The organism is Billgrantia aerodenitrificans, assembly GCF_021404405.1.
Classification (GTDB): Bacteria; Pseudomonadota; Gammaproteobacteria; order Pseudomonadales; family Halomonadaceae; genus Halomonas; species Halomonas aerodenitrificans.
This window is the reverse complement of the sequence record NZ_JABFTV010000004.1, coordinates 339,694-353,677: the sequence shown is the minus strand read 5'-3', so window position 1 is coordinate 353,677 and position 13,984 is coordinate 339,694. Positions and strand designations below refer to the sequence as shown.

Genomic DNA, 13,984 nt, shown 5'->3' with positions numbered 1-13,984 from the left:
TCAATACCTCACACGTTGCTGTCCGGCTGGGCCGCGGGATCCTGCGGCGGCAGCCGCACATTGCGCGAAGGTACCACGGTTGAGATGGCGTGTTTGTAGACCATCTGACTGACCGTGTTGCGCAGCAGAATCACGAACTGATCGAACGACTCGATCTGTCCCTGCAGCTTGATGCCGTTGACCAGGAAAATCGAAACCGGAATGCGCTCCTTGCGCAGGATGTTCAGGTATGGGTCTTGAAGGGATTGCCCTTTGGACATTTTACCTCTCCCTAAAACGTTCTCTTGAGGGGTGAAAGTTGTGTTCTTGGGTTGTCTGTCTCACGACATGACACCATGCCGGCTCGGCCTGGTCCCCCGGCCACTCGAAGCCATCATCTTACGCTAAGAGCCCGATTCACGCACGAATTTCAGGACTTGCTCCAGCGCCGACCGGTTCTGACTATCGACCCAGTGTAGCGCCGGCCAGCTGCGTAGCCAGGTCAATTGACGCTTGGCCAGCTGCCGGGTCGCCACGATGGTGCGGTAGCGCAGCTGCTCGACGTCACCCTGCCCGTCGAGGTATTCCCACACTTGACGATAGCCCACGCTCTTCATGGAGGGCAGGCCCGGGTGCAGGTCGCCGCGCGTACGCAGCGCCTCGACTTCTGCGACGAGACCGGCATCCAGCATGACCTCGAAACGCGCAGCTATTCGCTCGTGCAGCACGCGACGATCGAAAGGCGTGAAACCTATCGACAGCACTTCCCATGGGAAGGTTTCAGGACGTTGTCGACGCCACAGTTCGGTGAGGGTCGTACCGCTGGCGCGATAGACCTCCAGTGCCCGCATCAATCGCTGTGGATCGTTGGGGTGAATGCGCCGGGCTGCCTCGGGATCGACACGTGCCAGCTCCTCATGCAGATCCGCCAGGCCGCGCCGTTCGGCCTCTCTGGCCAGTTCGGCGCGAATGGCCGGATCGGCTGCCGGCAGGTTGGCCACCCCTTCGAGCAGCCGCTTGGCATACATCATGGTGCCGCCCACCAGCAGCGGGATACGTCCGGCTGCGGTAATTCGTCGCATCTCGCTACGCGCATCCTCGCGAAAATCCGCTGCCGAATAGGGCTCGGCCGGATCGCGAATATCGATTAGTCGATGCGGTGCGCGCGCCAGCTCCTGGGGCGAGGGTTTGGCGCTGCCGATATCCATGTCGCGGTAGACCATGGCCGAATCCATGCTGATCAGCTCGCAATCGAGCCGTTCGTGCAGCTCGATGGCCAGATCGGTCTTGCCGGCGGCGGTGGGACCCATCAGCAGAATGGCGAGAGGACGACGTTGCGACATCGGTAAGCGCTTCCTTACTACTGGCCGCGCAGGAACAGGCGGTCGAGCTGCTTGAGCGACATCTCGGTCCAGGTGGGGCGACCGTGGTTGCACTGGCCACTGCGCTCGGTGCGCTCCATGTCGCGCAGCAGCGCATTCATCTCGGCCACGCTCAGGCGCCGGTTGGCGCGCACGCTGCCATGGCAGGCCATGGTGGCCAGCAGCTCGTTGATACTGGCCTCCAGGCGATCGGAGCGACCGTAACGCTCCAGATCTCCCAGCATGTCGCGAATGAGGGGTTCGACGTCGGCATCGGCCAGCAGCGCCGGCACCTGGCGTACCAGCAGCGTCTCGGGGCCGGCCACGTCGAGTTCGACGCCCAGACGAGCAAACGCCTCGCGCTCGGCCTCGGCGGTGGCCACCTCCGCATGGCTCGCCGCCAGCGAGACCGGCACCAGCAGCGGCTGCGTCTGCAGCTCGCCGCCGTGGACCTGAGCCTTCATGCGCTCGTAGACGATGCGCTCATGGGCCGCGTGCATGTCGACGATGATCATGCCCTGGGCGGTCTGGGAAAGGATGTAGATGCCATGCAGCTGCGCGATGGCGAAGCCCAACGGAGGTATACCGCTGCCCTCTTCCACTACGGGCAGAGCCGGTGTCTGGCCCACACCAACGGCCTCCCGTACCGGCGGCGATGCCACGGCGGCATCCACCCCGGCCTCGGCCGGCTGCGGCGTCAGCAGGTGCTCCTCGTGCTCGGGGTGCAGCGCGCGATAGCCGTTCATGAAAGCGCGTACACGATCGGCCGTGACCCGCTCCGGCGACTCGCCCGTGGCATGCAGCGCCATGGGCTGCTGCTGCCAGCGCGGCGCGGGCTCGCGCACCTCAGCGGCATCGTCCTGCTCGGCTACAGCGTCATCGCCGTGGGCCTCGCGTTCCGCCGGGCGCGCCTCGGCCAGCGCCCGGTGCAGGCTAGAGAAGAGGAAGTCGTGCACCAGGCGGCCGTCGCGGAAACGCACCTCGTGCTTGGTAGGGTGAACGTTGACGTCCACCACCGTGGGGTCGACCTCGAGATAGAGCACGAACACCGGGTGCCGGCCGTGGAACAGCACATCGCGATAGGCCTGACGAATGGCGTGGGCCACCAACCGGTCGCGCACCACGCGCCCATTGACGAAGAAATACTGCTGGTCGGCTTGGGCGCGGGAGTGGGTAGGCAAGCCGACCCAACCCCACAGCCGCAGCCCGCCGGCGGCCAGATCCAGGTGCAGGGCGTTGTCGAGAAAACTCTTGCCCAGCAGCGCGGCGATGCGGCGCTCGCGGCGGGTCGGGTCATCGCCAGCCGGCAACTGGTGCACGGTCTTCTGGTTGTGACGCAGCACCCAGGTGATGTCGTAGCGCGACAGCGCTAGACGGCGAAAGGCCTCTTCCACGTGGCCATATTCGGTCTTCTCGGTGCGCAGGAACTTGCGCCGCGCCGGGGTATTGAAGAACAGGTCGCGCACCGTGACCGAGGTGCCGCGAGGATGCGGTGCCGGAGTGACGCGAGGCTCCATCTGACGCCCCTCAGCCACCACGCGCCAGCCGCCGCGCGGGTCATCCTCGACGTTGGCAACGAGCTCGAGGCGCGACACCGAACTGATCGACGCCAACGCCTCACCGCGAAAGCCGAGGCTGGCCACGCCTTCCAGGTCCTCAAGCGAGGCGATCTTGCTGGTGGCATGCCGCGACAGCGCCAGCGGCAGGTCCTCTTCGGCAATGCCGCTGCCGTCGTCGCGTACCCGGATCAGCCGGGCGCCGCCGGCCTCCAGCTCCACCTCGATTCGGCGGCTGCCGGCATCGATTGCGTTCTCGACCAGTTCCTTGACCACCGAGGCGGGACGTTCCACCACCTCGCCAGCAGCGATCTGGTTGGCCAGCCGGGGGTCGAGAACGCGGATACGCCGGGTAGCGTCGATCACCGTCATGAGCGAGGAATCCTCAACACCTGGCCGACGCGAATCACGTCACCGTTGATGTCGTTGGCCTGCTTGAGCTGCGCCACCGGCACCCCGTGACGAGCTGCGATCTGCGACAGGGTATCGCCGGGCTGGATGCGATACTCGTTACTGGAAGGCGTGCGTCGATTGTCGCGCTGCCAGGCGAGCAGGCTGGCCGGTGGCGGGTTGCTGCGGAAGTGCGCCTCGATGCCGGCGAAGATCGATTCGGCCAGCCGCTGCTGGTGCCCCGAGTCCCGCAGCCGGCGCTCCTCGTCGGGGTTTGAGATGAAGCCCGTCTCGATCAGCAGTGACGGGATATCCGGCGACTTCAATACCATGAAGCCGGCTTGTTCCACGCGTGAACGATGCAGACGGTTGACCCGGCCCAACTGGTCGAGCACCTGGCCGCCTATGGACAACGAGTCATTGAGGGTGGCGGTCATGGTCAGGTCGAGCAGCACACCGCGCAGCACCTCGTCCTTGTCGTTGAGCGAGAGATTGCCGTCGACACCGCCGATCAGGTCGGCTCGGTTCTCGCTGGCGGCCAGCCACTGGGCCGTCTCCGAAGTGGCACCGCTCTGCGACAGCGCGTAAACCGAGCTGCCGCTGGGTCGCGGGCTGTTGAAGGCGTCGGCGTGAATCGAGACGAAGAAATCGGCCTTCTGTTCGCGGGCGATGCGCGTGCGCTGGCGCAGCCCGACGTAATAATCGCCGTCGCGAATCATCACGGCGCGGAAGCCTTCAGCACCATCGACCAATCGCTGCAGGCGGCGGCTGATCTCCATCACCACGTCCTTCTCGCGGGTGCCGCCGGGGCCGATGGCACCGGGGTCCTCGCCGCCATGGCCAGGGTCGATGGCGATGATGATGTCACGCCTCGGATGCGGTGCTGCCGGCTGTTGCGCCACGACTTCGGGGTCGATGCGCGGCGTTTCGCTGGCCGCTTCGCCGCGATGCCGGTTGGCCGCCATCTCCTGCTCGCGGATCATCGCCTCGATCGGATCAATGGGGTTTTCCACCGCGCTTTCACCCGGGTACTCCATGTCCACCACCAGACGATGCCCGTACTGATCGTTGGGCGGCAGGGTGAAGTGACGCGGTTCCACTTCGCGGGAGAGTTCCAGTACCACTCGCAGGCCGCTGCCGTCGCGCACGCCGCTTCGCACGGCAGTGATGGCGCTGCCTTGCAGGTCGAGCGAGGCGAGGTCGGTATCGAGCCGGCTCTGCTCGAGATCGATCACCAGCCGTCGCGGGTTGTCCAGGGTGAAGACGCTGGCCTCGGCCTGACCGGATAGATCGAATACCAGGCGCGCATGGTCCGGCGCCGCCCACAGACGAATATTGTCGACCTGAGCCGCCTGTGCGGGCATGGCAAAGCACAACGACATCAACAGGAGCAAGCCGAGTGCACCGCGCAACATGGCGCGTAGCAGCCCATCTTGGCTCATCGGCGAGGGTCGGGTGAACATCACGGCGTATCTCGCTCTTCAGCGCTGATCAGTTCGGCCAACGCCGCCTCCTGTCGCAGCACGTCGAGCGCTGCCCGGCCATGTGCGGTATGTGCTTCGAGTACTGCCTGGCGTCCGGCGCCGTGCAGCGACAGGGTCACGTTGACATCCGGCAACGGCAACCAGCCGCGGCCTCGGCTCGGCCACTCGACGACGCACAGAGCCTCTTCGGCGAACAGATCACGCCCACCGATGAACTCGAGCTCCTCGGGATCGCCCAGACGATAGAGATCGAAATGGTAAAGGCGGCCGCTTGCCAATTCATAGGGTTCGACCAGCGTATAGGTGGGGCTCTTGACCGCTCCGGTATAGCCATAGGCACGCAGGATGCCGCGGGTCAGCGTAGTCTTGCCCGCTCCCAACTCACCTTCGAGATAGATGCGGCCGCGCCCCTGCAGGGCCCTACCCAAGCATTGCCCGAAGACGACCTGACGGTCTTCGTCCACGAGTCTTATGCGCATCAACGGCCCCCTGACAACGAATGAAGCCCCGGCTCGAAATCGGGGTTGACGATAACTCGGGCATAGGATGCCAGATCGGCCGCCAGCAGGCCACGTTCCCCCGCGTCGCGTACGGCCATGTCGGCGGCCAGGGCATGTGTCATGACCCCGACTCTGGCAGCCGCTTCGAGAGGCAACCCCTGAGCCAGCAGCGCGCCGAGCACGCCGGAGAGAACGTCGCCCATCCCCCCCGACGCCATGCCGGGATTGCCGTAGGGGCAGACCGCCAGGCCGGCGGGCCCCGCCACCAGGCTGCCAGCCCCCTTGAGTACGACCACGCCACCGTAACGCCGCTGCAGCTCGCGCGCCGCCGCGGGACGGTCGGCCTCCACCTCCGCCGCACGACATCCCAGCAGCCGCCCCGCCTCTCCCGGATGCGGGGTCAGGATCCAATCGTCACGCCGCTGACCGGTGAAGTGAGAGGCCAGCAGATTGAGCCCATCGGCATCCACCACCAGCGGACGTGAAGCAACCAACGCCGCCTGCAGCATGCCCTGCCCCCAGGCCCCCTGCCCCAGGCCCGGCCCCACCACCAGCACGTCGGCCTGCTCCGGCAGCTGGCCAAGCTCGGCGGCACCGCGCAGGCCATGCACCATCACCTCGGGACGATAGGTCAGGCAGGCCGTGACATGCGCCGGCGCCGTGGCCAGGCTTATCTTGCCGGCGCCCAGTCGCGCCGCCGCCTCGCTGGCAAGCAACGCCGCACCGCCAAAGCCCGGGGCACCGCCCAGCACCAGCACATGGCCCATGACGCCCTTGTAGGCATCGCGGGCTCGCGACGGCAGCCACGCCTTGATCAGCTCCTGATCGAGCAGCTCCGCCTCCGGCAGCAGGTCGGCATATTGGCGGGCATCGACGCCCAGGGAGCGAAAGTGGACCTCACCGACCAACGCAGGGGCGCGTCCGGTATGCAGGCCGACTTTGTCGCCGATGAAGGTGACGGTGCGGCTGGCCCGTACGGCCACACCGAGCTCCGCCCCAGTGTCGGCGGCAAGGCCACTGGGTATGTCGATGGCCAGCACCGGAAGCCCGCTGGCGTTGATCGCCTCGATGGCCTCGCGGAAAGCACCGCGCACCTCGCCGCTGAGCCCGGTGCCGAGCAGCGCATCGACGATCACTTCACCGTCGAAGGCGATACCCTGCCGCCAAGGCTCGCAGCCGACGCCGGCTGCCGTGGCCATCTCCGCGGCCCGTGCGGCATCGCCCTCGAGCTCCTCGAGGGGCTTTACGGCGATACGCTGCACCGCCACGCCTGCCACTGCCGCCAGCGCAGCCAGCACATGGCCATCGCCGCCATTGTTGCCGCCACCGCACAGCACGCTGAGACGCTTGATGCCGGGCCAGCGCGCCCTGAGGCTCTGCCAGGCGGCGGTGGCGGCGCGCTGCATCAGGGCGAAGCCCTCGATGCCCCCCGCGATGGTGCGCCGGTCGAGCTCACGCACCTGTTCGGCACGATACAACGGGCGCAGCGCGACCTGCGGTTCGCTTGAATGATTCCCGGACATCCCGTGTCTCCCTGCCGGCATTGCTTTATCATGGGAGTGTAAGCGCCGTGGCGCTTTCGCCAATCCCCCCGCTTCATTTTTGCCCGGTTTTTTCTCGATCATGACCCTTCCCGCGATCCTGGAAGACAGCGCGCTGGACCAGTTGGCCACCACCATCAAGACCTGGGGACGGGAACTTGGTTTCCAGCAGGTGGGCATCGCCGACGTCGACCTCTCCGAGGACGAACGTCATCTGCAGCGCTGGCTGGATGCCGGCTACCACGGCGAAATGGGCTTCATGGCCAAGCACGGCACCAAGCGCACCCGGCCCGAGGAACTGGTTCCCGGCACGCTGCGGGTGATCAGCGTGCGCCTGGACTACCTGCCGGCCGAGGTCGAGAGCGCCAAGGTGCTGGGGCAGCCGCAGACGGCCTATGTGTCGCGCTACGCGGTGGGCCGCGACTACCACAAGCTGATGCGCAAGCGCCTGGCCACCCTGGCCAAGTGGATCGAGGACGAGATCGGCCCTTTCGGCTACCGCGCCTTCGTCGACTCGGCGCCGGTGATGGAGCGCGCCCTGGCACGCAAGGCCGGGCTCGGCTGGGTGGGCAAGAACGCCATGCTGCTCAATCCCCGGGCCGGCTCGCTGTTCTTTCTTGGCGAGCTCTACGTCGACCTGCCACTAACCGTCGACCCGCCCTTCGACAGCGAGCACTGCGGCAGCTGCAGCGCCTGCCGCACGGCCTGTCCTACCGGCGCCATCGTCGAGGACAAGGTGGTCGACTCCCGCGCCTGCATCTCCTATCTCACCATCGAGCTGTTCGGCGCCATCCCCGAACGCTATCGCGAAGCCATGGGCAACCGCGTGTTCGGCTGCGACGACTGTCAGCTGGTCTGCCCCTTCACCCGCTTCACCCGGGCAACGCAAGAAGAGGACTTCGCCCCGCGCCACGACCTGGATCGCGCCAGCCTGGTATCGCTGTTCGCCTGGGGCGAGGAGGAGTTCCTCGACAAGACCGCCGGTAGCCCGATCCGCCGCATCGGCTACGAGCGCTGGCTACGCAATCTGGCGGTGGGGCTGGGCAACGCTCCCTGGAGCGAGAGCGTGGAGGCGGCACTGCGCGCCCGCCTCGCCTACCCCTCCGACCTGGTGCGCGAGCACGTTCGCTGGGCGTTGGAGCAACAGCGGGAGAAGCGTGACCGACTGATAGCAAGCGCCTGACCGTGGTGGGCCGCGCTTTACCGGCGACAGTCCTTCGATACGGCCGCGGCTTTACCGGCGACAGCCCTGCGAGGAGGCGCTGTAAACCCATCCCTGGGCGCTATATTTGCCCTGCTTCGCTCTCGCATCCTGCTCCGCTTGCAGGACCGGGGCTGGCCATCCATGGCCAGCCCGTTCGGCGGAATCCGCCTCACCCATGGCAAATAACCTCCTCTTCGAGCTGTCCCCGGCGCCGCTCACCCTTGGTGGTGCCAGCCTGGGGCGCTCCTACTCCTCTTCGTCGCGCTCGCTGCCGGCCAGGCGCAAAAAGGTATTGCGGTAGTGCGCCAGCTCCGCCAGCGATTCGCGGATGTCGTCCAGCGCCTGGTGAGTGTTGCGCTTGCTGAAGCCGGCCAGCGCCCCCGGGTTCCAGCGCTTGGCCAGTTCCTTGAGGGTGGAGACGTCCAGGTTGCGGTAGTGGAAAAAGCCCAGCAGCTCGGGCATCTCGCGTTCGAGGAAGCGCCGGTCCTGGTGCACGCTATTGCCGCACATGGGCGAGGAACCCGGGGCGACGTAAGCCTTGAGGAATTCCAGGGTCTGCCGCTCGGCCTCGGCAGTATCGATACGACTCTGCTTCACTCGCTCGACCAGGCCCGATTCGCCGTGAGTCTTCTGGTTCCAGTCATCCATCGCCGCGAGCAGGCTGTCGGGCTGGTGCACCGCGATCACGGGCCCCTCGGCCACCAGGTTGAGTTCGTTGTCGGTAATCAGGGTGGCCACCTCGATGATACGCTCGCGCTCGGGGTCGAGTCCGGTCATCTCGAGGTCGATCCACACCAGCAGGTCCTCGCGTGGTGCGGCAGTGTTGGGCATCGGTCAGGCTCCAGAGTTGAAGGGCGCGGCAGGACAGGCCGGACCACGCTGGGTACAATGACGCTATTGTAACGATCTTCGGGCGCCCATGAGCAAACGCAAGTTGAGCCGTCAGCAGCGCTGGCGAATCGAGAAGGTACAGGCCGAGCGAGCCAAGCGCGCCGAGCAGCGCGACGTCAAGGACTCGCAGAAGCTCGCCGCCGGCGAATACGGCTCCGAGCGCCCCGGGCGCGTCATTGCCCATTTCGGGCGCACCCTCGACGTGCAGGAGGACGGCGACGGGCCGACGGTGCGCTGCCACCTGCGCGCCAATCTCGAGGGGCTGGTGACCGGCGACCGGGTCATCTGGCGCGCCGCCGAGGACGCCGAAGGCAATATCACCGAGGGCGTGGTGGTGGCGCGCAGCGAGCGCCAGAACGTGCTGGAACGCCCCGACGCTCGCGGCCAGCTCAAGCCGGTGGCGGCCAACATCGACCAGATCCTGATCGTCTTCGCTGCAGAGCCGGCGCCGCACCCCAACCTGATCGACCGCTACCTGGTGGCCGCCGAGGCCACCGGCATCGCCCCGGTACTGGTACTCAACAAGATCGACCTGCTGCCCGAGGACGGCGGCGAGCTGCGCGCCCTGCTGACCCGCTACGAGGCGCTCGGCTACCCGGTGGTATCCACCACCACGGCCCGCGCCGAGGGGCTCGATGCGCTGCATGCGCGCCTGGCCGAGCGCACCTCGGTCTTCGTCGGCCAGAGCGGCGTGGGCAAGTCGTCGCTGATCGACCGGCTGCTGCCCGGCGAGTCGCTGCGTATCGGTGCACTGTCGAAGGATTCGCGCAAGGGCACCCACACCACCACCACCGCCCGCCTCTACCGGCTGCCGACGGCCGACGACGCCGAGCTGATCGACTCGCCCGGCATTCGCGAATTCGGCCTCGTGCATCTGAACGAACAGCAGGTGGCCGAGGGCTTCATCGAGTTTCGCGACCTGCTCGGTCACTGCCGCTTTCGCGACTGTCGCCACCGCCTTGAGCCGGGCTGCGCCCTGCTCGAGGCCGTTGAGCGCGGCGACATTCACCCCGAGCGTTTTGCCAGCTACCGTCATATCGTCGATAGTCTGAGCGAGACCTGATTCGGCCGCATCGCGACAACGAGATGCATCGCGACAACGAGATAAGGAGAGCGCCATGAGTTCCGAAGAGAATCTGCTACCGCTGATCATCGAACCCGAGCAGCTCGCCGAGCATCTGGACGACCCCCAACTGTTGATCGTCGACGTGCCGCTGAGGTCGGAGAGCCATGAGGAGGGCCACGTGCCCGGCGCCGTGTTCCTCGATTTCCGCCGCCTGATGCGCGGCGAGGGCGAAGTACCCAACGAGGTGCCGAGCCCCGAGGCGCTGTCCCGGCTGTTCTCGTCACTGGGCCTGACCCGCGACACTCACGTGGTGGCCTACGACGACGAGGGCGGCGGCTGGGCCGGGCGCCTGCTGTGGACCCTGGAGCTGATCGGACATAACCGCTACTCCTACCTCAATGGCGGCATCCACGCCTGGCGCCAGGCCGGTCAACCCGTGTCCCATGAGCCGAGCGCACCAACACCCAGCGAGTACGAGGCCGAATTCCTGCATCCGCAGGTCGCCATCGACCGGCTGGAGCTGCAGGAGCGGCTGGGCGAAAAGGGCTTTGCGGTATGGGACGCCCGTTCGCCGGCGGAGTATCGCGGCGAAAAGGGCGAGAACAGGCAGCTCGGGCACATTCCCGGCGCGGTCAACATGGAGTGGACCGAGGCCATGGACAAGGAGCGTGCGCTGCGCATTCGCGACTACGCCGAGCTGATCACCGAACTCGAGGCGCTGGGGCTCACCCCGGATATGGAAGTGGTCACTCACTGCCAGAGCCATCACCGCAGCGGCTTCACCTGGCTGGTGGGCAAGGCGCTGGGCTTCGAGAAGATACGCGGCTACGCCGGCTCCTGGAAGGAGTGGGGCAACCGCGACGATACGCCGATAGAGAAGTAAACTACGCCCTCATCGCTGGGCGGTCATGCGAGGCGATTCGCGACAATCGAGAACGAAACCCTGGCCTTCGGGAGCCGGGTGACGCGCCGGGCAGGATCAAGGTCCCTCTTGCCTGCCTTAAATCGACATCCCTATCGATTTGCGCTACCCGGCTCCCTCAGGCCAGCGTCCTCGATAAGGTCGCGTCACTGCCTCACAGACCGCGCAAAATTTGCCTGCATGGAATGGACTTACCTTGTCTCTCGCCAAGTTCTTCGCCCTGATTCAGTATCCGATTCCCCATCACCTGCTCTCGCGGCTGGTGGGCTGCCTTGCCGAAACCCGCGTGGCCTGGCTCAAGAATGCGCTGATCCGCGCCTTCATCAAGGTCTTCAAGGTCGACATGGGCGAAGCCGCCGAGCCGGATCCCACCGCCTACGCCACTTTCAACGACTTCTTCACCCGCGAGCTGAAGCCGGACGCCCGCCCGCTGGGCGATGGCCTGCTGTGCCCCGCCGACGGCAACCTGTCCCAGTTCGGCCCCGTCGAGGCCGACAAGCTGCTGCAGGCCAAGGGGCACCGCTTCTCGATGATCGACCTGCTGGGCGGCGACGCCGAGGCAGCCAAGCGCTACAGCGGCGGCAGCTACGCCAACGTCTACCTCTCGCCCAAGGATTACCACCGCGTGCACATGCCGCTGGCCGGCACCCTGACCGAGATGGTCTACGTGCCGGGTCGGCTGTTCTCGGTCAACGCCGCCACCACCGACCACGTGCCCAACCTGTTCGCCCGCAACGAGCGCTTGGTGTGCCACTTCGATACCGAGCATGGCCCCATGGCCGTGGTGCTGGTCGGCGCCATGATCGTGGCCGCCATCGAGACGGTGTGGGCCGGTCAGGTCACGCCGCTCTCGGGTCAGGTACAGCGCATCCGCTTCGACCAGCCGATCCACCTGGAGCGCGGTGCGGAAATGGGCCGCTTCAAGCTCGGCTCCACGGTGGTGCTGGCCTTCGGCGGCAAGGTCGATTTCGACGCCGCGCTGGCACCCAAGACCAAGGTCAGCATGGGTCAGTCGCTGGGCGGGGTGCCCGATCCTGGCCCGGAGTTCGTCTAGGCCCAGAACCGCTGAACAAATTGCCGAGCGAGATGAAGCGCAAGGCGCACGGAGCACAGAACCGAGCGAAGCGACAAACAGCCGTAGGCTGGCCCCGAAGGGGCGAGTAGCCGAAGGCTGCGAGTCAACCGGAGCATATGGGGTATATGTGAGGATTCCGCGCACCGCGCAACGCAGCGATTCGCTCGCGCAGGCAGTTGTGCAGTGGTTCTAGCAATTGGGCGTGGCAAAGGCCATCACCTCCGCCACGCTCGCTTTTCCTAGAGCCAGCTGAATCAGCCGGTCGATGCCCAGCGCCACGCCGCTGCCGGCCGGCATGCCGTGTTCCAGCGCCGCCAGCAGACGCCGGTCGATGTCCACTTCGGGCAGGCCCAGTTGTCGCCGGGTGGCGTTGTCCTCGGCGAAGCGTGAACGCTGCTCGTCGGCATCGGTGAGTTCGTCGTAGCCGTTGGCGAGCTCCAGCCCGGCGAGATAGACCTCGAAGCGCGAGGCGACCCACTCGCCGTCCTCCGGGTCGCGATGGCGCCGTGCCAGGGCCGCCTGACTCGCCGGGTAGTCCACCACCACGTCGATTCCATCGCGCCCCAGAGTGGGCTCGATGGCCAGGCTCATCAGCAGGTCGAGGCAGTCGTCGCGGGCGGCATCGCTCATGTCGAGCCCGCCGCGCTCGCCGGCCAATCGCCGCAGCTCATCGAGCTCAATGCCGAAGGGATCGAACCCCAGCCCCTCGCGGAACAGCTCGCGGTAGCGCCGTCGGCGCAGCGACCCCGCCTCACCCCCCAGTTCTGGACCAAGCACCTGACGAACTAGCGCCACGGTCTCCTCGATCAACTCGTCGAGGGAGAAGCCCGGGCGATACCACTCCAGCATGGTGAACTCGACGTTGTGGCGGCTGCCCACCTCGCCGTCGCGGAAGCTGCGCGCCAGCTGAAAGATCGGCCCTGAGCCTGCGGCCAGCAGTCGCTTCATATGAAACTCGGGAGAAGTCTGCAGCCACAGCCGCTCGCGCCCGGCAGGCGTCGTCGCCTCGAGCGACAGCGAAGCCAGGTGCACGTCGGTGCTGCCGCCGTGGCCTAGCACCGGCGTCTCCACCTCCAGCACGCCGCGCGCAGCGAAGAAACCCCGCACCTCGGCCAGCAGCCGCGCCCGCTCGCGCAGCGTCTCGATACTCGCCGTGGGGCGCCAGTCAGTTGCCATGACACGGTCTCCAGAACGATGAAGGCCACGCCGAATCAGCGTGGCCTACTTTGGGCGGCGTGGAACCGCGGCTTGCCGGCGACAGGGCTATACGGACACGCTGTGAACCCATCCCTGGGCGCTAACTTTTTCGTCCCTGAAAAAGATGTCCGCTGCGCCCTGTCCCCTATGCCGCTCGTGTCCCGGTAAAATCAAGCACGCGACACATACTCGCCGGAGCGAGTATCGACTTTCAGCACTTCACCCTGGTTGATGAACAGCGGCACCCGCACCACGGCGCCGGAAGAGAGCGTAGCCGGCTTGGAGCCGCCCTGGGCGGTGTCGCCCTTCAGGCCCGGGTCGGTCTCTACCACTTCCAGCTCGATGAAGTTGGGCGGCGTCACGCTGATGGCATTGTCGTTCCACAGGGTCACGGTGTAGACCACCTGCTCCTTGAGCCACTTGGCGGTATCGCCCAGCGCCTTCTTCTCCACCGCGTACTGCTCGAAGGAGCCGTCGGTCTTCATGAAGTGCCACATGTCGCCGTCGGTGTAGAGATATTCCATCTCCAGGTCCACCACGTCGGCACCTTCCAGGCTCTCGCCCGACTTGAAGGTGCGCTCCCACACGCGGCCGGTGATCAGGTTGCGCAGCTTCACGCGGTTGAACGCCTGGCCCTTGCCCGGCTTGACGAATTCGTTCTCGACGATCGCACAGGGGTCGCCGTCCAACATCACCTTCAGACCGCCCTTGAATTCGTTGGTAGAATAGTTAGCCATGTTACCTCTCGAATGATCGGACGCGCCGCAGCAGGCTCTGGGCGCGCAAAAGTACCGAATCGACGAGGATTCGAGCCCTCG

The 13,984-nt window shown here is 66.3% G+C and carries 13 protein-coding genes; 4 read left to right on the top strand and 9 right to left on the bottom strand.

What is annotated here, in order from left to right; translation table 11 throughout:
- Positions 1–8: 8 nt before the first annotated feature.
- From hfq to HOP59_RS09945, 6 genes are all read right to left on the bottom strand, one after another.
- Positions 9–260, bottom strand: a complete 252-nt coding sequence (gene hfq / locus HOP59_RS09970) for an RNA chaperone Hfq (RefSeq protein ID WP_010627317.1) — start codon at positions 258–260, stop codon at positions 9–11.
- Between the two features lie 123 nt (positions 261–383).
- On the bottom strand, positions 384–1,322 hold the full coding sequence (miaA, locus tag HOP59_RS09965; RefSeq protein ID WP_234253869.1) for a tRNA (adenosine(37)-N6)-dimethylallyltransferase MiaA: 939 nt from the start codon (positions 1,320–1,322) through the stop codon (positions 384–386).
- A 17-nt stretch (positions 1,323–1,339) separates the two neighbouring features.
- Positions 1,340–3,268: a DNA mismatch repair endonuclease MutL gene (gene mutL, locus HOP59_RS09960; protein WP_234253868.1), complete on the bottom strand. Its 1,929-nt coding sequence runs from the start codon at positions 3,266–3,268 to the stop codon at positions 1,340–1,342.
- On the bottom strand, positions 3,265–4,701 hold the full coding sequence (locus tag HOP59_RS09955; protein ID WP_035590524.1) for an N-acetylmuramoyl-L-alanine amidase: 1,437 nt from the start codon (positions 4,699–4,701) through the stop codon (positions 3,265–3,267). The genes mutL and HOP59_RS09955 overlap by 4 nt, the downstream gene beginning before the upstream one ends.
- A gap of 47 nt (positions 4,702–4,748) precedes the next feature.
- A complete protein-coding gene (gene tsaE, locus HOP59_RS09950; protein ID WP_010627313.1) occupies positions 4,749–5,249 on the bottom strand; it encodes a tRNA (adenosine(37)-N6)-threonylcarbamoyltransferase complex ATPase subunit type 1 TsaE in 501 nt (166 codons plus the stop codon).
- Positions 5,249–6,793: an NAD(P)H-hydrate dehydratase gene (locus HOP59_RS09945; protein WP_234253867.1), complete on the bottom strand. Its 1,545-nt coding sequence runs from the start codon at positions 6,791–6,793 to the stop codon at positions 5,249–5,251. The genes tsaE and HOP59_RS09945 overlap by 1 nt, the downstream gene beginning before the upstream one ends.
- Positions 6,794–6,893: 100 nt before the next feature.
- Between HOP59_RS09945 and queG the strand changes: the two genes are divergently transcribed.
- Positions 6,894–7,994 (top strand): tRNA epoxyqueuosine(34) reductase QueG, encoded by a 1,101-nt coding sequence (gene queG, locus HOP59_RS09940; RefSeq protein WP_234253866.1) that lies wholly within the window; start codon positions 6,894–6,896, stop codon positions 7,992–7,994.
- A gap of 267 nt (positions 7,995–8,261) precedes the next feature.
- Here queG and orn read toward each other — a convergent pair whose 3' ends face one another.
- A complete protein-coding gene (gene orn, locus HOP59_RS09935) occupies positions 8,262–8,846 on the bottom strand; it encodes an oligoribonuclease (protein WP_234253865.1) in 585 nt (194 codons plus the stop codon).
- A gap of 88 nt (positions 8,847–8,934) precedes the next feature.
- On the opposite strand from orn, the gene rsgA reads away from it, so the two are divergent.
- The 3 genes from rsgA (at position 8,935) to asd (ending at position 11,948) form a co-directional block, all read left to right on the top strand.
- Positions 8,935–9,969, top strand: coding sequence for a small ribosomal subunit biogenesis GTPase RsgA (gene rsgA, locus HOP59_RS09930; protein WP_234253864.1), 1,035 nt, complete (start codon positions 8,935–8,937; stop codon positions 9,967–9,969).
- 55 nt (positions 9,970–10,024) lie between these two features.
- Positions 10,025–10,855: a sulfurtransferase gene (locus HOP59_RS09925; protein ID WP_234253863.1), complete on the top strand. Its 831-nt coding sequence runs from the start codon at positions 10,025–10,027 to the stop codon at positions 10,853–10,855.
- A 235-nt stretch (positions 10,856–11,090) separates the two neighbouring features.
- On the top strand, positions 11,091–11,948 hold the full coding sequence (asd, locus tag HOP59_RS09920) for an archaetidylserine decarboxylase (RefSeq protein WP_234253862.1): 858 nt from the start codon (positions 11,091–11,093) through the stop codon (positions 11,946–11,948).
- Between the two features lie 210 nt (positions 11,949–12,158).
- On the opposite strand, the gene epmA is transcribed toward asd, so the two are convergent.
- Positions 12,159–13,145: an EF-P lysine aminoacylase EpmA gene (gene epmA / locus HOP59_RS09915; protein WP_234253860.1), complete on the bottom strand. Its 987-nt coding sequence runs from the start codon at positions 13,143–13,145 to the stop codon at positions 12,159–12,161.
- 191 nt (positions 13,146–13,336) lie between these two features.
- A complete protein-coding gene (gene efp, locus HOP59_RS09910; RefSeq protein ID WP_010627305.1) occupies positions 13,337–13,903 on the bottom strand; it encodes an elongation factor P in 567 nt (188 codons plus the stop codon).
- Positions 13,904–13,984: the final 81 nt, after the last annotated feature.